Source organism: Streptomyces dengpaensis (assembly GCF_002946835.1).
In the GTDB taxonomy this organism is placed as follows: domain Bacteria; phylum Actinomycetota; class Actinomycetes; order Streptomycetales; family Streptomycetaceae; genus Streptomyces; species Streptomyces dengpaensis.
On sequence record NZ_CP026652.1, the window covers coordinates 2,535,067 to 2,560,110 of the forward strand.

The window sequence follows — 25,044 nt, forward strand, 5'->3', positions numbered from 1 at the left end:
CCGCGCCGTCGCCCGTTCCCCCACCCACGGCGCTGCGACGATGGACTCCCAGACCTCACAGTCATCCCAGGCACCTCAGCCACCTCAGTCACCTCATACGTTCCAGGTCGACCTGCGCGGTTTGGTGGACCTCCTCTCCCATCACCTGTACTCCAGTCCCAAGGTCTATCTGCGCGAACTGCTGCAGAACGCCGTGGACGCGATCACCGCGCGGCGGGCCGAGCAGCCCGGTGCCCCGGCCACCGTGCGTCTGTACGCCGAGGGCGGCGCCCTGCGGGTGGAGGACTCCGGTGTGGGCCTCACCGAGTCCGACGTACACAGCCTCCTCGCGACCATCGGCCGCAGCTCCAAGCGGAACGACGGTCTGGAGTCGGCGCGTTCGGACTTCCTGGGGCAGTTCGGCATCGGCTTGCTGGCGTGCTTCGTCGTCGCCGAGCGCATCCGGGTCGTCAGCCGCAGCGCGCGTACGCCCGACGCGGCGCCCGTGGAGTGGACGGCGACCGACGACGGCTCGTACACCGTGCGCACGCTGCCGCATGAGGCGCGCACCGAACCGGGCACCACCGTGCACCTGGTGGCGCGCGCCGGGGCCGGCGAGTGGCTGAGCAAGGTGCGGGTGCGGTCGCTGGCACGGGACTTCGGGTCGCTGCTGCCGTACGACGTGCGGGTCGGCGACGAGGTGATCACGGACCTTCCGGCGCCCTGGGACCGCGCCCATCCGAGCCCCGCCACCCGAAGGGTGGCCCTGGCACGGCACTGCCACAACCTGTTCGGGTTCACGCCGCTGGACTCGATCGACCTGGACGTGCCGCTCGCCGGGATCCGGGGCGTGGCGTACGTCCTGCCGACCGCGGTCAGCCCGGCCCAGCGCGCGAGCCACCGCGTGCACCTGAAGGGGATGCTGCTCACCGAGCGGGCCGAACAGCTGCTGCCCGACTGGGCGTTCTTCGTGCGCTGCGTCCTCGACACGGACAGCCTGCGGCCCACCGCGTCACGGGAGTCGCTGTACGAGGACGAGACCCTCGCGGCAGTACGGGAGGCGCTGGGCGAGCGCATCCGCTCCTGGCTGACCGGGCTCGCCGCCGGGGATCCCGAGCGGCTGGCCGCCTTCCTGTCGGTGCACTACCTGGGGGTGAAGTCCCTCGCGCGGCACGACAAGGAGATGCTGCGCACGATGCTGCCGTGGCTGCCCTTCGAGACGACCGACGGGCGGCTGTCCCTGGAGGAGTTCGCGCAGCGGCACCCGGTGGTGCACTTCACGCGGACCGTTGAGGAGTACCGCCAGGTCGCGCCGATCGCCTCCGCGCAGGGCGTCGGGGTGATCAACGGCGGCTACACGTACGACAGCGAGCTGATCGAAGCGCTGCCGTCGGTGCGCCCGGGGACGGTCGTGTCGGAGCTCGACGCCGACACCGTGACGGCTCACCTGGACGCGGTCGACCCGGCCGAGGAGCTGGCCCTGTCGGCGTTCCTGGCGGCCGCGCGGGCCACACTGGACCCCCTGGGCTGCGATGTGGCCCTGCGTGCCTTCCACCCGCTGTCGGTCCCGGCGCTGCACCTGGACGACCGCGCCGCCCGCCACGAGCAGGCCCGCGCGGAGGCCGAGGAACAGGCCGACGACCTGTGGGCCGGCATCCTCGGCTCGCTGCACGGCAGCGCGCCACGCGCGCGCCTGGTGCTCAACCACCTCAACCCGCTGATCCGAAGGATCAGTTCACTCAGCGACCCGGAGCTGATAGGCACCGCCACGGAGTCCCTCTACGGGCAGGCCCTGCTGATGGCCCAGCGCCCGCTGCGGCCCGCGGACTCCGCGCTCCTCAACCGCGCGTTCATCGGCCTCCTGGAGTGGGCCACCCACACCGACCCCGGGAAGGACGACCGCCGATGAGCCAGGCCATGGACTTCGACGCGCTGCGCCAGGCGATGGCGGACAACTACGAGCAGCCGGAGGGACCCGCCCGCAACGCGCGCGCGGAGCAGCTGCTCGTCGAGGCCGAGAAGCTCAACATCCCGCTCGCGGTGATCGAGGCGCTCGGACACCAGCTGAAGGTCTACAACTACAGCTCCGAGAAGGACAAGATGTTCGTTCCCTTCGCGCGCCTGCTGCGCATGTGGGACGAGCGCCCCGAGGACTTCGACGAGTACGAGATCCACTCGCTGCACTGGGTCTTCAAGTGGATGTCGGCGGGAATGCTCGACCAGCCGCACATTCCGCTGGCCTCCATCGAGAAGTGGCTCGGCGAGATGGAGCACCGCTACCGGCTGGCCGGGCACTCCGAGCGGGCCGTGCGCAGCGCCGAGTTCAGCGTCGCCGCCCACCTGGGCGACGTGGAGCGCGCCGAGCGGGCCTACGCCGCCTGGCTGGCCGCCGACCGGGACACCATGGCCGACTGCCACGCGTGCGAGCTGCACGGCCAGGGCTGGTGGCGGGCGGAGCGCGGCGCGGACGCCGAAGCACTGGAGCTGTGGAGCCCGGTCCTGGAGGGCGAGTACACATGCGCCCACGAGCCGCACACCGTCCTCGCGTCCTCCCTGGTGCCCCTGCTGCGCCTGGGGCACGTGGAAGAGGCGCGCGCCCATCACCTGCGCGGGTTCCGGCTGGTGCGCCCCATGGAGAGCATGCGCGGCGCGTACGCGGACCACGTGGAGTTCTGCGCCCTCTCCGGCAACGAGGCGCGCGCCCTGGAGCTGCTCGCGGAGCGGCCCGCGTACTTCACGGACTCCGGGGACCCGCGCAGCAAGCTGGACTTCCTGTCGGTGGTGACCCTCCTGATGGACCGGCTGACGTCGCTCGGACTCGGCGAGCAGACGGTGCCCGGGCCGGCCGGCCGCGCCTGGACCGCCCGCGAACTCGGCACCCACGCGCGCGGGGACGCGCTTTCGCTGGCCGCGCGCTTCGACGCGCGCAACGGCACGTCGCGCGTGAGTGAGCGCGCCCGCGCGCGGATGGATCGGCCGCCGCTCGTGGACCGGCTGCCGCTGGGCGTGCGCACCGCGCGCACTGCCCACGCCGGACATTCCGCTCCGGCGCCCGCCCCCGTGCCGCGCGCCGTCACGGAAGCCGCCGAGCCGGATCTGTCCGCGCTGCTCGCGGAGGCCCGGCGGCTCTCGGGCCTCCGGAGCCCGGACGCCGTCGAGGCATGGGCCGAGGTGTCGCGCGCCGCCGAGGGCCACGAGCTGGACGCCCGCGCCCGCGCGGAGATCGCCGACCACGCGGCGATGGGCCGCGGCCCCCAAGGCATCGAGCTCTTTCATCGCGCGGCCGAGTTGTACGCCGAGGCGGACGACCCCGGCGAGGCCCTCGCGGCCCGCGCCCGCGCCACGTACGTCCACGCCCTGTCGGGCGGCACCGAGGAGGCTCTGACGGTCGCCTCGGAGCTGCGCCAGGAGGTGCTCGCCCTCTTCGCGGCGGGCGGGACGGGGGTGTCGCAGACGGCGTCCGTGCTGGTGGGGCGGGCGCGGATCTTGATGCACTGCGTGGATGAGGCCGGAGGTGATGCGGAGGACGGCTCGGCAGAGGCGGGTACGGGTACACGTACCGGTACGGGTCTCGTGACCGCCGCCGAGGAGGCCGCGCGGGAGTTGCTGGCGCTTGCCGAGCCGCAGGCCGGGGACGACGTGCCGCTGGCCTCACGGGCGGCGGAGGCGCAGGCGATGCTCGGGGAGCTCGCGGCGCGTTCCGGGGACGCCGAGGCGGCCGTGGAGACGTTGTCGCGGGCCGTGGAGACGTTCGTGGCGGCCGGGCTGCCGTGGTTCGCCGTCGAGTACGACTCCCGGCTCGCCGGAATCGCCCTGCACCTCGGCGACACCGAAAGGGCCGAACAGGCGGCGCGCGCGGCACTGGACCACGGAGGGTCTTACCTGGAGCCCACGGGCCAGGCCCAACTGCACCTCCAGCTCGCCGGCATCCTCAGCGGCAGCGGGCGGTTCCGGCCCGCCGCGGAGCATGCCCTGGAGGCCGCGCACTGGGCCGACGAGGCGGGCGAGGCCGCCACGCTCGGCGCCTGGGCCCGGCACCAGCTCGGTGGCTTCCTGCTCCGTCAGGGGCGGTGGGCGGAGGCCGCGGAGGTGCTGGAGTCGGCGCTGCCCGATCTGACCACCGACATGCACGGCGACGGTGCGATCGTGCAGACGCGGTGGTGGCTCGGTGACTGTCTCACCGAACTCGGCGAGCACCGTGAGGCCGCCGAACACTGGCTGCGGGCCGCGGACATCGCCCGGCACTGGCCCGAGCAGCGCGACCACGCGATGCTCGCGCATCTCGCCGCCGAGGCCCTCGGGCACGCCGGGCTGACCGCCCAGGCGGACCAGGCGTACGCCCGGGCCGGCGACCTCTGGCGCGAGCTCGGCAACGTGCACGGGCTGGTCCGGTCGCTGCGGGCGCGCGCGTGGGCCGTGGTCCGTACGGACGCGGGGCTCGATGGGGCTCGGGAGTTGATGCAGGTGGCGGTGCGGGAGTGCGAGTCGGCGATCGAGGGCGCGCCCGTCGCGTCAGGGTCGCCTTCGGACTCACCGTCGGACTCGCCGGGTCGTTCGCCGGAAGACGAGGACGCGCGTCATCGCCTCGTCGCCGAACTCGGCCACACCTTTCGCCAGTTCGGGGACCTTGTGGCCCGTTCCATGTCCGACGACGCGGAGGAGGCTTCCGCCCGGGCCGCGTTCGAGGAAGCCTTGGTCCACATCACGCGGGCGGTCTCCGTGTTCGACTCCCTGGGGTACGACTTCCTCGACGCCCGGACCGCGGCCGAGCTCGCCGCCGGGTGGCTGGAGGCCGATCTGGAGCGCCCCGAGGCCGCGTCGGCCCGCGCGCGTGCGGTGCTTTCCGCGTACGCCGGGGCGGAGACGGAGACCGCGGAGGCGCGGCGAGCCGAGGCGGAGAACATGTTGAGGGTGGTGGGGACGCGGCCTGAGGGGTGACCGGGCCGACGGGGTGTTTTTCGCCCCCTCGGCCCCTACTCGTCCCGTACCTGGGCCCGCGGCGGAGCCGCTCATGGACGCCGCGCCCCAGACCCCGCTCCTCAAACGCCGGAGGGGCTGATCCCCTCCGGCTACTCCACCCCGATCAGCAGCAACGCCCCCTGCCGCCCGCCCCGGTACACCACCGTGTCGACCGCCAAGTGCGACTCCCGTACCCGGGATTCGAGGTGGGCGGCGATGGCGTCGGGGGCCGCGTCGCCGAGGACGAGGGTGACCATTTCGCCGCCGGCGGCGAGCATGCGGTCGAGGACGGTCTCGGCGGTGGCGGTGATGTCGGAGCCGATCACGGCGACATCGCCGTCGATGAGACCGAGGACGTCACCGGCCTGGCAGATGCCGGCCATGGTCCAGGACTGCCGCTCGGCGACGGCGACCTCGGCGTAGCGGGTGGCGCCGGCCGCCGAGGTCATGGCGACGACGTCCTCGTCGAAGCGGCGCTCCGGCTCGTGCACGGCGAGCGCGGCGATGCCCTGCACGGCGGACCGGGTGGGGATCAGCGCGACCCGGACGCCCTCGGCGCGTGCCTGTTCGGCCGCCGCGGCCGCCGTGTGGCGCAGGTCCGCGTCATTCGGCAGCAGCACCACCTCGCGCGCGTGGGCCCGTCGTACGGCCTCGACGAGCTCGCCGCTGGCGGGCGGTTCCCCTGGCCGCGCGAGCACGGTGGTGGCCCCGGCCTCGGTGTACAGCCCGGCCAGCCCCTCGCCGGGCACGACGGCCACGACGGCGCGCTGCGCCCGCTCCCGCGGCGGCCGCCCCGCCGCGCCTGCGGTGTGAACGTCCCCGAGCCCGAAGTGGGTGATCCTGATCCGGTACGGTCGCCCGGCCTCGACACCCGCCTCCACGGCGGCGCCCGCGTCGTCCATGTGCACATGGACGTTCCACAGCCCGTCCCCGCCGACCACGACGAGCGAGTCCCCGAGCTGGTCGAGCCGGTCCCGCAGGCGGGCCACGGCCGCGTCGTCCGCCTCCAGCAGATAGATCACCTCGAAGGCGGGGCCGCCATCCTCCGACGGCCGGTCCACGCATCCCTCGGCATGGGCGTCCCCGGCGACCACGAGGTCCGTCACGGACTCGTCCACGCGCGCGTGGACCTCCACCGGGGCCCCGAGCACCCCCGGCGCCTCCCCCGTGAACGTCTCCACCAGCGCCGCCAGCACCACCACCAGCCCTCGTCCGCCCGCATCGACGACACCCGCGCGCTCCAGGACGGCCAGCTGCCCGGGGGTCGCGGCGAGGGCCGCTCGCGCCCCCTCGTACGCCGCGCGCGCGACCGAGCCGCAGTCGCCCTCGGCCCCTATGGCCGCGTCGGCGGCAGCCGAGGCGACCGTGAGGACCGTGCCCTCGACGGGGTGCGCGACGGCCTGGCGCGCGGAGTCCGCGGCGCGCTTCAGGGCCAGCCGCAGCCACTGGCCGTCGGTGTGAGCGCTCTCACTTTCGGTGGCGAGTACCTGAGCCATGCCGCGCAGCAGCTGCGCGAGGATGGTCCCGGAGTTGCCGCGGGCCCCGATCAGCGCCCCGTGCGCCATCGCGCGCACGGCGTCGGCGAGCCCGGGCTGCCCGCCCGCCACGGGGTGGCCCGTATTAGCCGCCGGGTCCCCACCGCCCGTCGCGGCCAGCGTCTCGTAGCCCGCGAAAACCGCCTCGACCGCCGTAGCGGCCGACTCCACCGTCAGATACAGGTTCGTCCCGGTGTCCCCGTCCGCCACCGGGTAGACATTGATGGCGTCGATCTCCTCGCGCGCCCGTCCCAGCGCCTCCAGCGCGAGCCCGCACCAGGTGCGCACCGCGAGAGCATCCAATGTCTGCGGCACCTGCGGCACCTGCGCCTCCTTGAGCTGCTGGACTGGGACGCAGCGTAGACCCAGGACGGGTTACTGACGGTAGGGGGCCCTGAGGAGGGGCGGGGCGGAGCCCGGAGCAGCCATGGTAGTTTCGTTCTCCGGACGCAGTCGTTGTATGCTGCTCCAGTTGCCCGATCCGATCGGGCCTTCCCCCTGGCACCGCCACTCAGATCCTAGATCCTGATCCCGGCATGCCGGGATCAACCGTAAGTGCATCTGAAGTCTTTGGAGTGACCCGTGGCTGCCAACTGCGACGTCTGCGGCAAGGGGCCGGGCTTCGGCAACAACATCTCGCACTCGCACCGCCGTACGTCCCGTCGCTGGAACCCCAACATCCAGCGCGTCCGTACCGTGGTGGGCGGGACGCCGAAGCGCGTGAACGCTTGCACCTCGTGCATCAAGGCCGGCAAGGTCTCGCGCTGACAATCGCTAGCGCGCGGCCACTGCTGGTTCGCCTGCACTGAGCCGGTCCACCTCACGGTGGGCCGGTTTTTTGCTGCCCGCGCGCAAACCAACGTCCTCGCGCTGGGCCCGCGCAAAGCCACGTCCTTGTGCTGCGCCCGCGTAAGCGTTTAAGCAAGCGCTTACGTACGCCTTTCCGCAAACCCCGCCGTAGACCTTTCCGCAGACCCCGCGTAAGCCTTTACGTAAACGCTTACGCAAGCGCTTACGTAAAGGCTTACGCGGCCCGCTTACGCGCCGCCCCCCGGCCTGAACCGCCACCCATGATCCACCGGCCCGATCCCGCCCCCCAGCGGGAACCCGGCGGCGATCGCCCCGGTGACGTACTCCTTGGCCGTCGCCACCGCCTCCGGCACCGTCTGGCCCTTCGCCAGCCCGGAAGCGATCGCCGACGCGAGGGTGCAGCCCGTGCCGTGGGTGTGCCGGCTGTCGAGGCGAGGGGCGCGGAGCCAGTGTTCGTCCGAACCGTCCGTCAGCAGGTCGACAGCCTGGTCCCCGCCCACCCGTCCGGCGTCCGCGGGCAGATGACCACCCTTGATCAGCACCCAACGCGGCCCGTACGACAGGACAGCGGCGGCGGCCCGGCGCATCTGGGACTCCGAATCGACGTGCACGCCCGTGAGTTGGGCCACCTCGTCGAGGTTCGGCGTCGCCACGGTCGCGACCGGCAGCAGCTTGGTCCGTACGGAGTCCAGCGCGGACTCGGCGAGCAGCGAGTCCCCGTGCTTGGAGACGCCGACCGGATCGACGACGACCGGCGCGTCCGTATCCATGATCAATTCGGCGACCGCCTCGACGAGTTCGGCCGAGGCGAGCATGCCGGTCTTGACCGCCTGGACGCCGATGTCGTCGACGACGCTGCGGTACTGGGCGCGTACGGCCTCCACCGGCAGTTCCCAAGCGCCCTGGACACCCAGGGAGTTCTGCGCGGTGACGGCGGTGATCACGCTCATGCCGTGCACACCGAGCGCGAGCATCGTCTTCAGGTCGGCCTGGATCCCGGCCCCGCCACCGGAGTCGGACCCCGCGACCGTCAGCACCCTGGGCGGCACAGCTCTCACACCACTCATGACGGCTACCTCACCATTCATGACTTGATGTCCCCGAAGTGGTCCCAACCGCCCTTGTTCGTCCAGGCCGCCCCGTCCACGGTGACCTGGGGCAATGCCGAGGGGTTGAGCACCTCTCCGATCACCTTCCAGCGGGCGGGCAGCTTCACGTCGGGCGGGAAGGTCGCGACGATCGCATGGTCCTCGCCGCCGGTCAGCACCCACTGGAGGGGATCGACGCCGACGGCCTGACCGATGTCGTTCATCTGGGAGGGGACGTCGATGTCGCCGGAGCGGACGTCGATGCGTACCTTGCTGGCCTCGGCAATGTGCCCGAGGTCGGCGATCAGCCCGTCGCTGACGTCCGTCATCGAGGTCGCGCCGAGCCCGGCCGCCGCGGGGCCCGCGTGATACGGCGGTTCGGGCCGCCGGTGGGCCTCGACGAAGGCGCGCGGCGAGCGGAACCCCCGTGAGAGCACCGCGTATCCGGCCGCCGACCAGCCCAGCCAGCCCGTCACGGCGACCACGTCACCGGGCTGGGCGCCGGCCCGGGTGACCGGCTCGTGGTTGCGCAGATCACCGAGCGCGGTGATCGCGACAGTGATGGTGTCGCCTCGTACGACATCGCCCCCGACCACGGCCGCGCCCGCGACCTGACATTCGTCGCGCAGCCCGTCCATCAGCTCGGACGGCCAGGTGGCCGGGAGTTCGGCCGGGACGACCAGGCCGAGCAGCAGCGCCGTCGGTACGGCACCCATCGCCGCGATGTCCGCGAGGTTCTGCGCGGCCGCCTTGCGCCCGACGTCGTACGCCGTGGACCAGTCGCGGCGGAAGTGCCGTCCCTCCAGGAGGATGTCGGTACTCGCCACGACCCTGCGGTCCGGCGCGGCCACCACGGCGGCGTCGTCGCCGGGGCCGACCCGGACCGCCGGCGTGGTGGTGAGACGCGAGGTGAGCTCTCGGATGAGCCCGAACTCCCCCAACTCGCCCACGGTGCCCTTCATGATCGTCGTGCTCCCTCTGTCGCTACCCGTGCCCGGTCGCGAGCCGTCTCCGTACTCGGTACGGTCGAGTTGACCGTCAACTCGTGCAGTCTGTACACCCCGGCGCGCACGCCCCAGCCACCGTGGGTCTCCCCGCGGCGAGCGGCAACGCGATACCGTGGCGTTCCTTTTCCCCACATGATCCTCGTGGCCGCCCTGGAGGTTCCGTGGTACAGGCGTACATCCTGATCCAGACGGAGGTCGGCAAAGCGTCGACCGTCGCCGAGACGATCAGCAAGATCCCGGGGGTGATCCAGGCCGAGGACGTGACAGGACCGTACGACGTGATCGTGCGCGCCCAGGCTGACACGGTCGATGAACTCGGCCGCATGGTGGTCGCGAAAGTCCAGCAAGTGGACGGCATCACCCGCACCCTGACCTGCCCGGTCGTACACCTCTAGCCCCCGTCTACCCTTGGCCGGTGAACTCCTTCCGTCACCGGCACACCGCTCTCTTCGGGCTGCCCGCCCTCGCGCTGCTGATCGCGATCGCGGGCTGCTCCTCAGCAGACGACAACGCCTCGGTCCCGGTTCCGAGTCCGGACGCGAAGGTCACCAAGCTGTGCCAGAACCTGGACAAGGCGCTGCCGCGGAAGGTGGACGGCCTCGGCCGCGAGGACCCCGAGCCCCGGTCCGCGATGACCGCGGGCTGGGGAAGCCCGGCGATCATACTGCGCTGCGGTGTCGAGCGGCCTCCGAAGATGGCTGACCCGCAGGTTGCCCTCGGCAACGACCCGGAGGCGGTCGCCGGCGGCGTGAACGGCGTCGACTGGCTGATGGAGAAGCAGGACGACGGATCGACCCGCTTCACCACCGCGAACCGCAGCGCGTACGTCGAGGTGACCGTCCCCAAGGGGCGGGACACCTCCGGCATGCTCGTCGACATGGCCGCCTCCATCAAGAAGGCGATCCCCAAGGGGATCGCCAACTGATACCGGGGCCATACGTCGTGCTCAGTCCAACTGACCCCAGGGCCGTACGTCGTGCTCAGCGCAGCCCGGTCGAGCGCCGCAGCGCCGCCTGCACCAGGCGGTCGACCAGCTCCGGGTAGCTGACGCCCGTCTCCTGCCACATCCGCGGGTACATGGAGATCGGCGTGAAGCCCGGCATCGTGTTGATCTCGTTGATCACGAACTCACCGTCCTCCGTGAGGAAGAAGTCCGCGCGGACGAGGCCCTCGCAGGAGGCCGCGTCGAAGGCCTCGACGGCGAGGCGCCGCACCTCGGCGGTCTGCTCCTCGGTGAGCGGCGCGGGCACGATCCCGGAGGCCGAGTCGATGTACTTGGCCTCGAAGTCGTAGAACGAGTGGGACTGCACCGGCGGGATCTCGGCGGGCACACTGGCGCGCGGCCCGTCCTCGAACTCCAGGACCCCGCACTCGATCTCGCGGCCGCGCAGCGCCGCCTCCACGATGATCTTCGGGTCGTGCCGCTGGGCCTCCTCGATCGCCTCGTCGAGGCCGGAGAGCTCGTCGACCTTGGTGATACCGAACGACGACCCCGCGCGCGCGGGCTTCACGAACAGCGGCCAGCCGTGGTCGCCCGCGAAGTCGATGATCTTCTTACGGGCGGCGGACGGGTCGAGTTCCCACTCACGGGGCCGGATCACCACGTACGGGCCGACCTTCAGCCCGAACGACGTGAACACCCGCTTCATGTACTCCTTGTCCTGGCCGACGGCCGAGGCGAGCACGCCCGAACCGACGTACGGGACTCCGGAGAGCTCCAGGAGGCCCTGGAGGGTGCCGTCCTCGCCGTAGGGGCCGTGCAGCATGGGGAAGACGACGTCGACCTCGCCGAGGGCCTTGGGGACCGATCCGGGCTCGCTGTAGACCACTTCGCGGTTGGCCGGGTCGACGGGGAGCACGACGCCGCCCTCGCTCGACTCGGCGAGTTGCTCGACGCTCGGCTGCTGCCGGTCGATGATGGCCATCCGCTCCGGCGCGTCGGCGGTGAGCGCCCAACGGCCGTCCTGGGTGATGCCGATCGGCAGGACGTCGTACTTCGTACGGTCGATGGCGCTCAGGACGGCGCCGGCCGTGACCACGGAGATCCCGTGTTCGGAGCTGCGGCCGCCGAAGACGACGGCCACGCGCGGCTTGCGAGGCGGCTGCTCAGGGCTCTGGGGGAGGTTCTCGGTGCTCATATCGCGATGAGAGTACCCGTTGGTAGCGCGGTGAGTCAGCGTCCCACGGCGACCGTTGCTCAGCGTCGTACGACCGGTCGCAGAGCGTTGATCCCGGTGTCGTACACGCCGTCGCGGAAGCGTTGGTCCCGGCGTCGTACGTGCCGTCGCGGAGCGTTGTCCCGGTGCTCCGCCCGGCGGTTCAGCCGATCCCCGCCTGATGGTTCAGCGGCGTTCGGGCTTGGCGCTGCGCGACATCAGTTCCTTGAGCGCGACGACCGGCGGCTTGCCCTCGTGGACGATGCCGACGACCGTCTCCGTGATGGGCATATCGACGCCGTGCCTCCGGGCCAGATCCAGCACGGACTCACAGGACTTGACGCCCTCGGCGGTCTGCTTGGTGACCGCGATGGTCTCCTGGAGGGTCATGCCCTTGCCGAGGTTGATGCCGAAGGTGTGGTTGCGCGACAGCGGTGAGGAGCAGGTGGCCACCAGGTCGCCGAGGCCGGCGAGCCCGGAGAACGTCATCGGGTCGGCGCCCATGGCGAGTCCGAGCCGGGTGGTCTCCGCGAGCCCGCGCGTGATGAGCGAGCCCTTGGCGTTGTCGCCGAGGCCCATGCCGTCCGCGATGCCGACGGCGAGACCGATCACGTTCTTGACGGCGCCGCCGAGTTCGCAGCCCACCACGTCGGTGTTGGTGTACGGGCGGAAGTACGGCGTGTGGCAGGCAGACTGGAGGCGCTGGGCGACCGCTTCGGAGCGGCAGGCGACCACGGCGGCGGCCGGCATCCGCGCGGCGATCTCCCGGGCGAGGTTGGGCCCGGTGACCACGGCGACGCGGTCCGCGCCGACCTTGGCGACGTCCTCGATCACCTCGCTCATCCGCATGGAGGAGCCGAGTTCGACGCCCTTCATGAGGGAGACGAGGACGGTGTCGGGCGCGAGCAGCGGCACCCATTCCGCGAGGTTTCCGCGCATCGTCTGCGACGGCACCGCGAGTATCGTGAAGTCGGCGCCGGCGGCCGCCTCGGCGGGGTCGGTCGTGGCCCGCAGGTTCTCGGGGAGTTCGACGCCCGGCAGGTAGTCCGGGTTCGTCCGCGTGGAGTTGACCGCCTCGACGAGCTCGGCGCGACGGGCCCACAGCGTGACCTCGCACCCCGCGTCGGCGAGCACCATGCCGAAGGCCGTCCCCCACGATCCGGTCCCGAAGACGGCCGCCTTGACCGGCTTGCTCACGTGCTCTGCCCCTCTTCCTGCTGTGCTTTTTCCCTTGCCCGCTGCGTCTTTGCCTTGGCCTCGGCCCTGCGCCGCTGGGCGATGCGCACCTCGCGCGGGTCGTACGGCTTCTCGGGCGCCCGCTCGCCGCGGATCTCCTCGAGTTGCGCGGTGATGGCGGCCATGATGACCTCGGTGGCCTCCTTCAGGAGGTCCGGGGTCATCTCCTTGTCGTAGAAGCGCGAGAGGTCCACCGGCGGGCCCGCCAGCACGTGGTGGGTCTTGCGCGGAAGGATGTTGGGCTTCTTGGCGTACGGCGGCAGCAGTTCGTTGGCGCCCCACTGGGCGACCGGAATCACCGGGCACTTGGTCTGCAGCGCGACACGGGCGGCGCCGGTCTTGCCGGTCATCGGCCAGCCGTCGGGATCGCGGGTGAGGGTGCCCTCGGGATAGAACGCGACGCACTCACCGCGCTCCACGGCGTCGATCGCGGCGCGGAAAGCACTCAGCGCGTCGGTGCTCTCGCGGTAGACGGGGATCTGTCCGGTGCCGCGCATCGCGGCACCGAGGAATCCCTTCTTGAAAAGGCCCGCCTTCGCCAGGAATCGCGGAACACGCCCAGTGTTGTACTGATAGTGCGCATACGCGAAGGGGTCCACATGGGAATTGTGGTTCACCGCGGTAATAAATCCGCCCGCGGCCGGAATGTTCTCCATTCCACGCCAGTCCCGCTTGATCAGAACCACCAGTGGCGGTTTGCAGAGAACCGCAGCGAAGCGGTACCAGAAGCCGATTCTGCGGCGGGGCACGCGGACACCTTCCTCTAAGACCTGGGGGGCCGCACAAGTGTCGCCCCAGGCCGCCTGTCTGTCGAGAACACCGTACGCCCGGCGTTGGGGCCGCAAGGGTGCTCGGGTCACAATGGGGCGCGACAAGAGAGGGCGGAGCGCTCGTGCGGTGGACTGTGGTCGTACCCCTCAAACCCCTGGCGCGGGCCAAGAGCAGACTGGCGGACACGGCCGCCGACGGGCTGCGGCCCGGGCTGGCCCTCGCGTTCGCGCAGGACACGGTAGCCGCGGCGCAGGCCAGCGCCGCGGTCCGAGATGTGGCGGTCGTCACGAACGACCCGCTGGCCGGCCGGCAGCTGGCCGCCCTGGGTGCGCGGATCGTCACGGACGAGCCGGGAGGGGGCCTCAACGCCGCGCTGGCGCACGGAGCCGCGGTCGTACGTTCCTGGTGCCCCGACGGCGCGGTGGCGGCCCTCAATGCCGATCTGCCCGCGCTGCGGCCCCTGGAATTGACCCGCGTACTCGACGCAGCCGCCGAATTCCCCCGTGCTTTCCTTTCCGATGCGGCCGCAATGGGCACCACTCTGCTGGCCGCCGCCCCCGGCCGGGAATTGCTCCCGGCTTTCGGCACGGATTCCCGGGCTCGCCATCGCGCCTCGGGCGCCGTGGAACTGCGCCTCGACTCCGTGGATTCCGTACGGCAGGACGTGGACACCGGGGACGATCTGCGGGCGGCGCTGGCGCTCGGGGTGGGGCCCCGTACGGCCGCGGCGGCCGCACGCCTTCTCATCACCGGGCCGTAAGCCGCAGGCAGGTCGAGTTAGCTCGATCGTGTGATGGTCCACTCGTAGGCTTGCGGAGCCTTGGGCCAGCCGGGTTAACGTGGCCGTGCGATCTGGGACAACGGAGACGGTGCCAGCGTGCGGGGCCCCTGCTCCACCAGAGATGGTGTGGGGCCTCCCCGTCGCCTCCGGCCGTCTCCATCTGGCCAGGTCGCACAGGGAACTGGCCTCCCGGGATCGGACCACGCACAGGATGCGTCTCGCCGCCCCGGGGCCGAGTACGCCGGGGACCAGTGCGCCCAAGACCGTTCGGGGCGTGCGGCTGATGGGACTTGCTTCCACTCGGCCTTCAGGAACGGTAAGTAGGCTGCCCCCATGCAGGCAACCTCGTACACGTTCGACCCGGAGACCCGCAGCGGACAGGTGCTGCTCGACGACGGCACACCGGTGCCCTTCGACGGGCCGGCCTTCGATGCCGGCGGGCTGCGGCTGCTGCGCCCCGGGCAGCGCGTGCGGATCGAGACCGAGGGTGAGGGCGAGGCGCTCCGGATCACCCTCATCACCCTGCAGACCTTCTAGAAGTCAGCCTGCGGACCCTCTAGAAGCCGCATACCAGCCCGCAGACCCTCCGAAGGCCCCCTGTACACGCCGCGGGCCGGGCTCCCTGGGGAGCCCGGCCCGGCGCGTGAGTTGCCCTTGCGCCCCTGCCTACTAGCGGGCGGTGGTCTTCTTGGCGGTGGTCTTGCGAGCCGTCGACTTCCTGGCGGGGGCCTTCTTGGCCGCCGCCTTCTTCGCCGGGGCCTTCTTGGCCGCCGCCTTCTTGGCGGTCGTCTTCTTGGCCGCGGTCTTCTTGGCGGCCGTGGTCTTCTTGGCGGCCGCCTTCTTCGCCGTGACCTTCTTGGCGGGGGCCTTCTTGACGGCCGCCTTCTTGGCCACCGCCTTCTTGGCCGCCGCCTTCTTTGCGGTGACCTTCTTGGCCGCGGCCTTCTTGACCGTGACGCCGGCACCGCCGGTCAGGCTGCCCTTGGGCGCCTTCTTGACGGCGACCTCGCCACCGCGCGGAAGCTTCTTCGAACCGCTCACCAGGTCTTTGAAGCCCTGACCCGCACGGAAGCGCGGCACGGAGGTCTTCTTGACCCGAACACGTTCACCGGTCTGCGGGTTGCGCGCGTAACGGGCCGGACGGTCCACCTTCTCGAAGGAACCGAAGCCGGTGACCGAGACCCGGTCCCCGCCGACAACAGCACGGACGATGGCGTCCAGTACGGCGTCGACCGCGTCGGCGGCCTGCTGACGCCCGCCGACCTTGTCGGCAATCGCTTCTACGAGCTGCGCCTTGTTCACGTCTTCCCCTTCGGAGACATTGCCCGAACGAATGCGTTCAAGCTTTTTCGCACGTTAGGCAGATATATACCGCAAATCAAACACGAAACGGGCTAATCACCCTAGTGCCGCAACGAACTCGGGCTGTCACGGAGTTCCTCAGCGATCCCCTTCGAGGAATCGACCCTCGTCAAGATCCTTGTTGAACCGCTCCAGACGCCTTGTCGCATCGGCGAGATCGTGCTTGGCCACGGCCGTAATGACCAGCAGCTTCCGGGTCAGCGCCATCCGTACGCCCTCCGGGACTTGCAGTGCGCGCACTCTTGCGTGCGCTTCCTTCAGTTGGGCCGCGACTGCCACGTAGAGCTCGAGTTGGCCGTCGTGTTCCATGCACAGATTGTGCCATCTGGGGCGAGTTGTCGCCTGCGCAGGGGGCAACTGCCGCCCATGGAGGGGGTTCCGAGCGTCTCGGCGCAACGCGGGGCCAAGGCGCGCGTAACCAGGCAATTTCCTTTGTTACCAGGCCAGTTGGAGCCCTCCAAGGCGGCGCACCGAAGCCGTCCGAGGGCAGAAACGGCTGTACCCCCAACCGTCCACGATTGGGGGTACAGAGGGTTTTACGTGGCTGAAATCAGCCTTGCGCCAGCCACGAATCCAGTCCGTGCGCCGGCTGTGCGTGCGGCTCGCGCGTCAGACGTGGAGCGTCTTCGGCTTGTACGACGGCCGCTTGGCCTCGTACGCCGCGATGTCGCCTTCGTTCTGGAGGGTGATGGAGATGTCGTCGAGGCCGTTCAGCAGCCGCCAACGGGCGTTCTCATCGAGTTCGAAGGCGGCGGTGATGCCCTCGGCGCGCACCTCGCGGGCCTCAAGGTCGACCGTGATCTCGGCCTGCGGGTCCTGCTCGGTGATCTCCCACAGGGCGTCCACGATCTTCTGCTCCAGTACCACCGTGAGCAGGCCGTTCTTGAGCGAGTTGCCGCGGAAGATGTCCGCGAAGCGCGAGGAGATGACGGCCTTGAAGCCGTAGTTCTGCAGCGCCCAGACGGCGTGCTCGCGCGAGGAGCCGGTACCGAAGTCGGGTCCCGCGACCAGGACCGTGGCGCCCTTGCGCTCCGGCTGGTTGAGGACGAAGGACGTGTCCTTGCGCCAGGCCTCGAACAGCCCGTCCTCGAAGCCGTCCCTGGTCACCTTCTTGAGCCAGTGGGCGGGGATGATCTGGTCGGTGTCGACGTTGCCGCGGCGCAGCGGGACGGCCCGGCCGGTGTGCGTGGTGAATGCTTCCATGACTTCTCAGACTCCAGCGGGCGTACGGGCGTCGGACAGGTCGGCCGGAGAGGCGAGGTGGCCGAGCACGGCGGTGGCGGCGGCGACCTGCGGCGAGACCAGGTGCGTACGGCCGCCCTTGCCCTGCCTGCCCTCGAAGTTGCGGTTGGAGGTGGACGCGGAGCGCTCACCGGGGGCCAGCTGGTCGGGGTTCATGCCCAGACACATCGAGCAGCCCGCGTGCCGCCACTCGGCGCCGGCCTCCTTGAAGACCACGTCCAGCCCCTCGGAGACGGCCTGCAGACCGACCCGCGCGGAACCCGGAACGACCAGCATCCGTACGCCGTCGGCGACTTTGCGGCCCCCGACGATCTCCGCGGCGGCACGCAGGTCCTCGATGCGGCCGTTGGTGCACGACCCTACGAAGACGGTGTCGACCTTGATGTCGCGCAGCGCCTGTCCGGCGGTCAACCCCATGTATTCCAGGGCCTTTTCGGCGGCCAGGCGCTCCGAAGCGTCCTCGTACGAAGCAGGGTCGGGGACGGACGCCGAAAGCGGCGCGCCCTGGCCGGGGTTGGTGCCCCAGGTGACGAACGGCGACAGGGAGGCGGCGTCGATGACGACCTCCGCGTCGAATTCCGCGTCGTCGTCGGACTTCAGGGTCTTCCAGTACGCGACCGCGGCGTCCCAGTCCTCGCCCTCGGGGGCGTGGGCACGGCCCTTCAGGTACGCGAAGGTGGTCTCGTCGGGGGCGATCATGCCCGCGCGGGCGCCGGCCTCGATCGACATGTTGCAGATGGTCATGCGGGCCTCCATCGAGAGCTTCTCGATGGCGGAGCCGCGGTACTCCAGGATGTAGCCCTGGCCGCCGCCCGTACCGATCTTGGCGATGATCGCCAGGATCAGGTCCTTGGCCGTGACGCCCTCGGGCAGTTCGCCGTCGACCGTGATGGCCATGGTCTTCGGTCGGGCCAGCGGCAGCGTCTGGGTGGCCAGCACATGCTCGACCTGCGAGGTGCCGATGCCGAACGCCAGCGCGCCGAAGGCACCGTGCGTGGAGGTGTGGGAGTCACCGCAGACCACGGTGGTGCCCGGCTGGGTCAGGCCCAGCTGCGGTCCCACCACGTGGACGACGCCCTGCTCGACGTCACCCAGCGAGTGCAGCCGTACACCGAACTCGGCGCAGTTCTTGCGCAGCGTCTCCAGCTGGGCCCGGGAGACCGGGTCCGCGATGGGCTTGTCGATGTCGAGGGTCGGGGTGTTGTGATCCTCGGTGGCGATGGTGAGGTCGAGGCGGCGCACCGGGCGCCCCGCCTGACGCAGACCGTCGAAGGCCTGCGGGCTGGTCACCTCGTGCAGCAGGTGCAGATCGATGAAGAGGAGGTCGGGCTCGCCCTCGGCGCGCCGGACGACATGGTCGTCCCAGACCTTCTCCGCGAGTGTCCTACCCATCGCTTTCCCTCCGGCCGGCCTGTGCGGCGCCGGCCCAACTAGAGATTTCGGGGGCGGCGAACGTTCGTACCCCTCGTACCGGACGCGTGCCACCGGGCCCGTTGGTCGGCGGGCCGCTGTGTGTACAAGGGTGGCGCTTTCCACGGAAAATTGAACTTGCGTTTCACAGAGTGAGACGCGAGTATCGTTGCATGGACAACAGTAGCGGCGTCGGCGTTCTGGACAAGGCAGCCCTTGTCCTGAGCGCTCTGGAGTCCGGTCCGGCCACCCTCGCGGGCCTGGTCGCGGCGACCGGACTGGCACGACCCACGGCACATCGCCTCGCCGTGGCACTCGAACACCACCGCATGGTGGCGCGCGACATGCAGGGCCGTTTCATTCTTGGCCCCCGCCTTGCCGAGCTGGCCGCGGCCGCGGGCGAGGACCGTCTCCTCGCGACGGCGGGCCCGGTGCTCACGCATCTGCGGGACGTCACGGGCGAGAGCGCGCAGCTCTACCGCCGCCAGGGCGACATGCGCATCTGCGTCGCCGCGGCCGAGCGCCTGTCCGGCCTTCGGGACACGGTCCCGGTCGGCTCGACGCTCACGATGAAGGCGGGCTCCTCCGCGCAGATCCTGATGGCCTGGGAAGAGCCGGAGCGCCTGCACCGCGGCCTCCAGGGCGCCCGCTTCACCGCCACAGCGCTCTCGGGCGTACGACGCCGGGGCTGGGCCCAGTCCATCGGCGAGCGCGAGCCGGGCGTCGCGTCCGTCTCCGCGCCCGTACGCGGCCCCTCCAACCGCGTGGTGGCCGCCGTATCCGTCTCCGGACCCATCGAGCGCCTGACGCGCCACCCGGGTCGTATGCACGCACAGGCGGTCATAGACGCCGCCGCCCGTCTCTCCGAGGCCCTGCGCCGCACGGGCTGACCCGCACCGGGCGAGGCCGCCTCAACGCCACGGCGGGCCCTCCCCTGACGGAATCCGCACGAGACGCGTGTGCGGGGTGTGCCGGTCCCCCGCACCGGCCGGCTCTTGTCCTTGGACAGCTCCCGGATCATGCGCGGCATGGCGAGGAGCACCGGAACCCACTGGTGCACCGCTGAAGGCCGGGGTTCCGGTGGCCAGCATCCGGGAGGTCCTCGGGCACATCGACGACATCTCCCTCGGCCGTACGATCCGGCTCGGCGCAGCCCTGTGGGCGCTGCCGCAGCCACCCGCACCCGACGAACAGGACCCCTCCGTGCAGGCCGCGCGTGACGAGGTGGACCGGATGCTGCGGTCCCTGGGCTGGGAAACCGCACGGGAGTTGAGCACCATCTCCCCCACGCACCGCGCGCTGGTGTCGGCGGTGGCCACGCTGCTGCGGTTCGGCGGGCCCATCGATGCCGAACTGATGGAACCCTACGCGGAGTTGATGCACCAGGCGGCCGTCCGCGACCTGGACTTCGTGGAGACGCCGCCGTCCGAGGAGGAAATGGAGGCGGCGGTCGCGGCGGCGGTTCTCTTCGAGCCGGTCTTGAAGGCGCTGCACCGACTGGCACAGGAGGAGGAGTCGGCGCGGCGGTACGGCATCGCGTGAACCCGGGGCCGGCGGCCCGGGAACATCGCGCGAACCCCGGGGCCCGCGGCCCGGGAACGCCGATAGGCCCCCACCGAAGTGGAGGCCCATCGGACTACGTACCCCCGACCGGATTCGAACCGGCGCTACCGCCTTGAGAGGGCGGCGTGCTAGGCCGCTACACAACGGGGGCGTGGATCTTACGTTTCCGCAGATCCGAGCTGGTCTACCAGGACTCGAACCTAGACTAACTGAACCAGAATCAGTCGTGCTGCCAATTACACCATAGACCAATGTGGTTTAGACCAACTGCGTACCCCCGACCGGATTCGAACCGGCGCTACCGCCTTGAGAGGGCGGCGTGCTAGGCCGCTACACAACGGGGGCCCTAGCGATCCTGCATGAGAGTCAGCGGGTGCGACCCGGACTGTCTCCCTGGGAAGGATCTGTACCCCCGACCGGATTCGAACCGGCGCTACTGCCTTGAGAGGGCAGCGTGCTAGGCCGCTACACAACGGGGGCTTTGCGGAGTAGATCTCCGCGTGTGCAGATGAGCTCTGCGAGCTGGCCTACCAGGACTCGAACCTAGACTAACTGAACCAGAATCAGTCGTGCTGCCAATTACACCATAGGCCACTGAAACGCAACCCCCCGTGGGGATCTTGTTTTAGGTTGCGCCTCCGAGCCCCGGCCTTTCGGCCCGCTCTCGGCGGCGCAGGAAGAACATTACCCGAAGGTGGACGGCGCTCCAAAACGGGTATCCGCGCCGAGGATCGCGGGGAGTTCGGCCAGCGAGCCGATCCGGCGCGGGCCTGACGGTCCGGTGCCGCTGCCGATGCCGGTGCCGGTGTGGGCGCCGCCGCGGTCGATCCAGACGGAGAGCAGCCCCGCGTCGGCGGCGCCGCGTCCGTCGATCTCCGGGTGGTCGCCGACGTACGCGACCTGCCGCGAAGGCAGGCCGAGGGCCTCGCAGGCGGCGTGGAAGGCTTCCGCCGCGGGCTTGGAGACGCCGAGCTCGGCCGCGCACAGGACCGCTTCGAAGCGGTCGCGCACGCCGAGGACGCGGAGCTTGCGGTCCTGGTTGTGGAGGCTGGAGTTGGAGAGGATCCCGTGCCGGTGGCTGACGGCGAGGGTGTCCAGGACGGGCAGTACGTCCGGGAACAGGGCCCAGGACGCCTCGTAGTGCCCGGCGTACCGCTGGAACCAGGCGTCGGCCGCCGCATCGCTCAGCGGTTCCTCCAGGAACGCCCTGACCCGGTCCCGGCGCTGGCCCTCCCAGTCCGACTCCCCCGCGGAGAACCTCGCCCACTGCGCGTCGGTGACCTCCCGCCAGCGCGCGAGAGCCTCCTCGACGGAGTCGTACGCCTCCAGGAGGCCCTCGGCCGCCAGGTGTACGCGCATCCCCGCCCGGTCAGCGGCCGTGTAGTCGAAGATCGTGTCGTCGATGTCCCAGACCACGGCGCGAATGCTCATGATCCGACGGTAACGCGGTCTCCAGGAGCGCGTCGGCGGATTGACGGTTGTCAGGCCGGGTCGTCGGACGGGTCCGGGGCGACGAAGAAGTCCGTGACGAAGCAGGTGACCTCGCCGGACGCCGTGCGGCCGATCCACGTCGGGTAGGCGCCGTCGCCCCAGCCCGAGCTGAAAGCGACCAGGTTGTGCCCGGTGTCCGGGGCGGTGACGAGGTGCGGGCCGGGCGCCCACGCGCTGTTCTCGAAGGCGTCCCACAGCGGCCCTTCGTCGCCCTCGCACTCGGGGAAGGAGGCGTCGGCGGCCGCGTCGTAGAAAGCGCCGGTGCCGGCGTCGACCCCGTAGCCGTAGAACTCGTCGTCGCCGAGCTCGGCGAGGTCCTGGCCGGGCTGGACGGCGAGCTCCCAGGTGGCGGTGGGCGCGTCGCGTATGACGAGGCGGGCGGCGGCCACGCGCAGGTGGGGATCGCCGGACGGGGCCTCGCCGGGCCGGGTGAGGGTCGCCACGGCCGCCTCGACGCGGTAGCGGCCGGGCTCCACGGCGACCGTGAAGGGCTCGTTGTCCCCCCGGCCCAGGCAGACGAACGGGTCGCAGGCCACGACGTGGCCGGTGGGCAGCCACAGCTCGCCGCCGTCCGCGACATGGATCACGCCGGTATCTCCGGACTCGTACGTGAACGTGCTTCCGGGCGTGAACAGCCAGGCGTAGTCACGAGCGGTCATCGGCATGAGAGGGCGCCTTTCCGGGACGATCTTCAGTCGTCCCGGAACAGTACCCCCGGCGCTGACAACGCCGAAGGGGCGGCAGCCGTCGTGGCTGCCGCCCCTCACGCGCGCGTGCCTTGCACGCTCACGCGTGCGTGCGTTACGCGCTCAGCTTCGCCAGCGCCGCGTCGATGCGGGCCAGCGTCTTCTCCTTGCCCAGGATCTCCAGGGACTCGAAGAGAGGCAGGCCGACGGTGCGGCCGGTGACGGCGACGCGGACCGGGGCCTGGGCCTTGCCGAGCTTGAGGCCGTGCTCCTCGCCGGCGGCCAGGACGGCCTCCTTGAGGGACTCGGGCGAGGACCAGTCGGCGGTGTCCAGCTTCTCGCGGGCCGTACCGAGCAACGCGTCGGAGCCCTCCTTCATCGCCTTCGTCCAGGAGGCCTCGTCGAAGACCGGCTCCGGCAGGAACAGGAAGTCGACGTTGTCCGTGATCTCGGAGAGGACCTTGAGGCGGGACTGGGCGTGCGGGGCGATCGCCTGCCACTTGGTCTCGTCGAAGTCCTCGGGCGCCCACGGGGCGAAGGGGGCCCGCAGCCAGGGAGCGCACCGCTCGGTGAAGTCCTTCACGTCGAGCAGGCGGATGTGGTCGGCGTTGATGGCTTCGCACTTCTTCAGATCGAAGCGGGCCGGGTTGGGGTTCACGTCCACGACGTCGAAGGCGGCGATCATCTCGTCGATGCTGAAGATGTCGCGGTCCGCCGAGAGCGACCAGCCAAGGAGGGAGAGGTAGTTCAGCAGGCCTTCGGGGAGGAAACCGCGCTCCCTGTAGAGGTTCAGCGAGGACTGCGGGTCGCGCTTGGAGAGCTTCTTGTTGCCCTCGCCCATCACGTACGGGAGGTGGCCGAAAGCCGGGATCTCCTTGGCGATGCCCAGGTCGATCAGCGCCTTGTAGAGGGCGATCTGGCGCGGGGTGGAGGAGAGCAGGTCCTCGCCGCGCAGGACGTGGGTGATCTCCATCAGGGCGTCGTCGACCGGGTTCACCAGGGTGTAGAGCGGCGCGCCGTTCGCCCGGATGATGCCGTAGTCCGGCACGTTCTCCGGGAGGTAGGAGATCTCGCCGCGGACCAGGTCCGTGAAGGTGATCGTCTCGTCGGGCATGCGGAAGCGGACGATCGGGGTCCGCCCCTCGGCCTCGTACGCGGCCTTATGCTCGGCGGTCAGGTCGCGGCAGTGGCCGTCGTACCCGGAGGGCTTGCCGGCGGCGCGGGCGGCCTCGCGGCGGAGGTCCAGCTCCTCCGTCGAGCAATAGCAGTAGTACGCGTGGCCCGCGTCCAGGAGCTTCTGCGCGACGTCCTTGTAGATGTCCATGCGCTGCGACTGACGGTACGGCGCGTGGGGGCCGCCGATCTCCGGGCCCTCGTCCCAGTCGAAGCCCAGCCAGCGCATGGCGTCGAGCAGCTGGTTGTACGACTCCTCGGAGTCACGGGCCGCGTCGGTGTCCTCGATGCGGAAGACCAGGGTGCCTTCGTTGTGCCGGGCGAACGCCCAGTTGAACAGGGCGGTGCGGACCAGGCCCACGTGGGGGTTGCCGGTCGGGGAGGGACAGAAACGTACGCGGACGTTCGCGTTAGCCACGCTTGATCACCTTGTTGGTGAGAGTGCCGATGCCTTCGATGGTGACGGCGACCTCGTCGCCGACGTTCAGGGGGCCGACCCCAGCCGGGGTGCCCGTGAGGATCACGTCGCCGGGGAGCAGCGTCATGGCCTCGGTGATGTTGACGATCAGATCCTCGATGGGGTGGACCATCTCGCTGGTGCGGCCGAGCTGGCGCTGCTGGCCGTTGACCGTGCACTGGATGGTGAGGTCAGCGGCGTCCAGATCCGTCTCCACCCAGGGGCCGAGCGGGCAGGCGCTGTCGAAGCCCTTGGCCCGCGCCCACTGCTTCTCACGCTGCTGGACATCGCGCGCGGTGATGTCGTTGGCGCAGGTGTAGCCGAGGATGACGTCCTTGACGCGCTCGCGCGGGACCTCGCGGCACAAGCGGCCGATCACCACGGCCAGCTCGGCCTCGTAGTGCAGCTCGTTCGTGAAGGAGGGGTACTGGATCTCGTCGCCGGAGCCGATCACGGAGGTCGACGGCTTGAAGAAGGCGAACGGGGCCTCGGGCACCTCGTTGCCGAGCTCCTTCGCGTGCTCCGCGTAGTTGCGGCCGAAGGCCACGACCTTGTTCGGGAGCACGGGCGGCAGCAGCCGGACCTTGCTCAGCGGGACCTTCGTACCGGAGAGCTCGAATTCCGCGAACGGGATGCCCTTGATGATGTCGAGGACGAGCTCGTCCGGCTTGTCGCCCTCGACCGCGCCGAAAGCGACATTACCGTCGATGGAGAACCTGGCGATGCGCACGGGAACCTCGCGCCCCTCACTGAGCTGACTGGAGTCTGACGCTCCAGGCTAGCGCGGCAAAGGGTACGAGCTTCGCGTATATACGCCCGCCACGGTGAGCGAGACCGTGCTCACTCCGCGACGGTGACCGCGGCCGGGGCCTCCATCAGGATGGTCCGCCGCGGGTTGGCGGTCTGGGCGGGAAGGTCGACCGAGTGCTCCGGCTGCTCCGGCGTCTCCAGCGCGTCGGCGTCTTCGAGGTGCGCCAGCGTGGTGCGTCGCGGATTGGCTATGTTGCGGAACATCATCGTCGTCTTCACCGTTGTACTCGACCTTGTCGTGATGGGCGCCGGGTGAGCTCAAAAGGCCCCGCGTCGGCGCGGATTGTCGGATTCGCCATCCCTGTAAAGCGTCAGGCTAAACATTCAATTCCCGGGCCAAGGCGTGAAGAGGCCATGATCCCCATGTGAGTTTCCTCACTTACTAGCAGGCGAAACGGGCAATTCGACTCCCCAACTGCGCCCAGCGAAAGGGACATTGCCCCACTGAAGCCAACATTCCGCTCCCGATCATGGCGACTCAGACACCCCGCACACCTCAACACCTCGTGGGCATACGTCCGTTATATG

At 70.4% G+C, this 25,044-nt stretch carries 23 protein-coding genes, 5 tRNA genes and 1 pseudogene; 9 read left to right on the forward strand and 20 right to left on the reverse strand.

What is annotated here, in order from left to right; genetic code table 11:
* Nucleotides 1–40: 40 nt before the first annotated feature.
* Both C4B68_RS11370 and C4B68_RS11375 read left to right on the forward strand, forming a co-directional pair.
* Nucleotides 41–1,888 (forward strand): HSP90 family protein, encoded by a 1,848-nt coding sequence (locus C4B68_RS11370; protein ID WP_099502647.1) that lies wholly within the window; start codon nucleotides 41–43, stop codon nucleotides 1,886–1,888.
* Nucleotides 1,885–4,917 carry a hypothetical protein gene (locus tag C4B68_RS11375; RefSeq protein WP_099502648.1) on the forward strand — a complete coding sequence of 1,011 codons (3,033 nt, stop codon included), beginning with the start codon at nucleotides 1,885–1,887 and terminating at the stop codon, nucleotides 4,915–4,917. Before C4B68_RS11370 ends, C4B68_RS11375 begins: the two co-directional genes overlap by 4 nt.
* A 131-nt stretch (nucleotides 4,918–5,048) precedes the next feature.
* On the opposite strand, the gene C4B68_RS11380 is transcribed toward C4B68_RS11375, so the two are convergent.
* Nucleotides 5,049–6,797, reverse strand: a complete 1,749-nt coding sequence (locus tag C4B68_RS11380; RefSeq protein ID WP_099502649.1) for a DAK2 domain-containing protein — start codon at nucleotides 6,795–6,797, stop codon at nucleotides 5,049–5,051.
* A 258-nt stretch (nucleotides 6,798–7,055) separates the two neighbouring features.
* Here C4B68_RS11380 and rpmB point away from each other — a divergent pair, with 258 nt between their 5' ends.
* The gene (gene rpmB / locus C4B68_RS11385; RefSeq protein ID WP_003993230.1) at nucleotides 7,056–7,241 is read left to right on the forward strand and encodes a 50S ribosomal protein L28; all 186 of its coding nucleotides are present in this window, start codon (nucleotides 7,056–7,058) and stop codon (nucleotides 7,239–7,241) included.
* A gap of 269 nt (nucleotides 7,242–7,510) precedes the next feature.
* On the opposite strand, the gene thiD is transcribed toward rpmB, so the two are convergent.
* Both thiD and C4B68_RS11395 read right to left on the reverse strand, forming a co-directional pair.
* Nucleotides 7,511–8,350 carry a bifunctional hydroxymethylpyrimidine kinase/phosphomethylpyrimidine kinase gene (thiD, locus tag C4B68_RS11390; RefSeq protein ID WP_099502650.1) on the reverse strand — a complete coding sequence of 280 codons (840 nt, stop codon included), beginning with the start codon at nucleotides 8,348–8,350 and terminating at the stop codon, nucleotides 7,511–7,513.
* 17 nt (nucleotides 8,351–8,367) lie between these two features.
* Nucleotides 8,368–9,333, reverse strand: coding sequence for a thiamine-phosphate kinase (locus C4B68_RS11395; RefSeq protein WP_099502651.1), 966 nt, complete (start codon nucleotides 9,331–9,333; stop codon nucleotides 8,368–8,370).
* Between the two features lie 206 nt (nucleotides 9,334–9,539).
* On the opposite strand from C4B68_RS11395, the gene C4B68_RS11400 reads away from it, so the two are divergent.
* The gene (locus tag C4B68_RS11400; RefSeq protein WP_028802415.1) at nucleotides 9,540–9,773 is read left to right on the forward strand and encodes an Lrp/AsnC family transcriptional regulator; all 234 of its coding nucleotides are present in this window, start codon (nucleotides 9,540–9,542) and stop codon (nucleotides 9,771–9,773) included.
* Nucleotides 9,774–9,793: 20 nt separating this feature from the next.
* Entirely contained in the window at nucleotides 9,794–10,303 is a 510-nt protein-coding gene (locus C4B68_RS11405) for a DUF3515 domain-containing protein (RefSeq protein ID WP_099502652.1), read from the forward strand.
* Nucleotides 10,304–10,358: 55 nt separating this feature from the next.
* Here the strand turns inward: C4B68_RS11405 and C4B68_RS11410 are convergent, their stop codons facing one another.
* The 3 genes from C4B68_RS11410 to C4B68_RS11420 all read right to left on the reverse strand — a co-directional run bounded on the left by C4B68_RS11410 (nucleotide 10,359) and on the right by C4B68_RS11420 (nucleotide 13,519).
* The gene (locus C4B68_RS11410) at nucleotides 10,359–11,516 is read right to left on the reverse strand and encodes a D-alanine--D-alanine ligase family protein (protein WP_099502653.1); all 1,158 of its coding nucleotides are present in this window, start codon (nucleotides 11,514–11,516) and stop codon (nucleotides 10,359–10,361) included.
* 204 nt (nucleotides 11,517–11,720) lie between these two features.
* A complete protein-coding gene (locus C4B68_RS11415) occupies nucleotides 11,721–12,731 on the reverse strand; it encodes an NAD(P)H-dependent glycerol-3-phosphate dehydrogenase (RefSeq protein WP_099502654.1) in 1,011 nt (336 codons plus the stop codon).
* Nucleotides 12,728–13,519 (reverse strand): lysophospholipid acyltransferase family protein, encoded by a 792-nt coding sequence (locus C4B68_RS11420; RefSeq protein WP_099502655.1) that lies wholly within the window; start codon nucleotides 13,517–13,519, stop codon nucleotides 12,728–12,730. Before C4B68_RS11420 ends, C4B68_RS11415 begins: the two co-directional genes overlap by 4 nt.
* Before the next feature lie 143 nt (nucleotides 13,520–13,662).
* Between C4B68_RS11420 and cofC the strand changes: the two genes are divergently transcribed.
* On the forward strand, nucleotides 13,663–14,301 hold the full coding sequence (gene cofC, locus C4B68_RS11425; protein ID WP_099502656.1) for a 2-phospho-L-lactate guanylyltransferase: 639 nt from the start codon (nucleotides 13,663–13,665) through the stop codon (nucleotides 14,299–14,301).
* 354 nt (nucleotides 14,302–14,655) lie between these two features.
* Nucleotides 14,656–14,859: a hypothetical protein gene (locus C4B68_RS11435; RefSeq protein WP_099502657.1), complete on the forward strand. Its 204-nt coding sequence runs from the start codon at nucleotides 14,656–14,658 to the stop codon at nucleotides 14,857–14,859.
* Between the two features lie 132 nt (nucleotides 14,860–14,991).
* Here C4B68_RS11435 and C4B68_RS11440 read toward each other — a convergent pair whose 3' ends face one another.
* From C4B68_RS11440 to leuC, 4 genes are all read right to left on the reverse strand, one after another.
* Complete coding sequence (locus C4B68_RS11440; RefSeq protein WP_099502658.1) at nucleotides 14,992–15,624, reverse strand: HU family DNA-binding protein; 633 nt, start codon at nucleotides 15,622–15,624, stop codon at nucleotides 14,992–14,994.
* A gap of 138 nt (nucleotides 15,625–15,762) precedes the next feature.
* Entirely contained in the window at nucleotides 15,763–15,993 is a 231-nt protein-coding gene (locus tag C4B68_RS11445) for an SCO5555 family protein (protein WP_099502659.1), read from the reverse strand.
* A gap of 300 nt (nucleotides 15,994–16,293) precedes the next feature.
* Nucleotides 16,294–16,887 (reverse strand): 3-isopropylmalate dehydratase small subunit, encoded by a 594-nt coding sequence (gene leuD / locus C4B68_RS11450; protein ID WP_099502660.1) that lies wholly within the window; start codon nucleotides 16,885–16,887, stop codon nucleotides 16,294–16,296.
* A gap of 6 nt (nucleotides 16,888–16,893) precedes the next feature.
* On the reverse strand, nucleotides 16,894–18,318 hold the full coding sequence (leuC, locus tag C4B68_RS11455) for a 3-isopropylmalate dehydratase large subunit (protein WP_099502661.1): 1,425 nt from the start codon (nucleotides 18,316–18,318) through the stop codon (nucleotides 16,894–16,896).
* 191 nt (nucleotides 18,319–18,509) lie between these two features.
* Between leuC and ndgR the strand changes: the two genes are divergently transcribed.
* Both ndgR and C4B68_RS11465 read left to right on the forward strand, forming a co-directional pair.
* The gene (gene ndgR, locus C4B68_RS11460; protein WP_015036427.1) at nucleotides 18,510–19,226 is read left to right on the forward strand and encodes an IclR family transcriptional regulator NdgR; all 717 of its coding nucleotides are present in this window, start codon (nucleotides 18,510–18,512) and stop codon (nucleotides 19,224–19,226) included.
* Between the two features lie 184 nt (nucleotides 19,227–19,410).
* Nucleotides 19,411–19,878, forward strand: a pseudogene (locus C4B68_RS11465) (MerR family transcriptional regulator); the annotation flags it as partial.
* A gap of 99 nt (nucleotides 19,879–19,977) precedes the next feature.
* Here the strand turns inward: C4B68_RS11465 and C4B68_RS11470 are convergent.
* From C4B68_RS11470 to C4B68_RS11515, 10 genes are all read right to left on the reverse strand, one after another.
* Nucleotides 19,978–20,050, reverse strand: a tRNA-Glu gene (locus C4B68_RS11470).
* A gap of 28 nt (nucleotides 20,051–20,078) precedes the next feature.
* Nucleotides 20,079–20,150, reverse strand: a tRNA-Gln gene (locus C4B68_RS11475).
* Nucleotides 20,151–20,171: 21 nt separating this feature from the next.
* A tRNA-Glu gene (locus C4B68_RS11480) sits at nucleotides 20,172–20,244 on the reverse strand.
* A 62-nt stretch (nucleotides 20,245–20,306) separates the two neighbouring features.
* Nucleotides 20,307–20,379: transfer RNA gene (locus C4B68_RS11485), tRNA-Glu, on the reverse strand.
* A gap of 42 nt (nucleotides 20,380–20,421) precedes the next feature.
* Nucleotides 20,422–20,493 (reverse strand) — tRNA-Gln (locus C4B68_RS11490).
* 90 nt (nucleotides 20,494–20,583) lie between these two features.
* Complete coding sequence (locus C4B68_RS11495; protein ID WP_099502662.1) at nucleotides 20,584–21,330, reverse strand: HAD family hydrolase; 747 nt, start codon at nucleotides 21,328–21,330, stop codon at nucleotides 20,584–20,586.
* A gap of 50 nt (nucleotides 21,331–21,380) precedes the next feature.
* Entirely contained in the window at nucleotides 21,381–22,055 is a 675-nt protein-coding gene (locus C4B68_RS11500) for a DUF4241 domain-containing protein (RefSeq protein ID WP_099502663.1), read from the reverse strand.
* A gap of 136 nt (nucleotides 22,056–22,191) precedes the next feature.
* A complete protein-coding gene (gene gltX, locus C4B68_RS11505) occupies nucleotides 22,192–23,667 on the reverse strand; it encodes a glutamate--tRNA ligase (protein WP_099502664.1) in 1,476 nt (491 codons plus the stop codon).
* Nucleotides 23,660–24,436, reverse strand: a complete 777-nt coding sequence (locus C4B68_RS11510; RefSeq protein WP_099502665.1) for a fumarylacetoacetate hydrolase family protein — start codon at nucleotides 24,434–24,436, stop codon at nucleotides 23,660–23,662. Before C4B68_RS11510 ends, gltX begins: the two co-directional genes overlap by 8 nt.
* A 110-nt stretch (nucleotides 24,437–24,546) precedes the next feature.
* A complete protein-coding gene (locus tag C4B68_RS11515; RefSeq protein WP_167459072.1) occupies nucleotides 24,547–24,735 on the reverse strand; it encodes a hypothetical protein in 189 nt (62 codons plus the stop codon).
* Nucleotides 24,736–25,044: the final 309 nt, after the last annotated feature.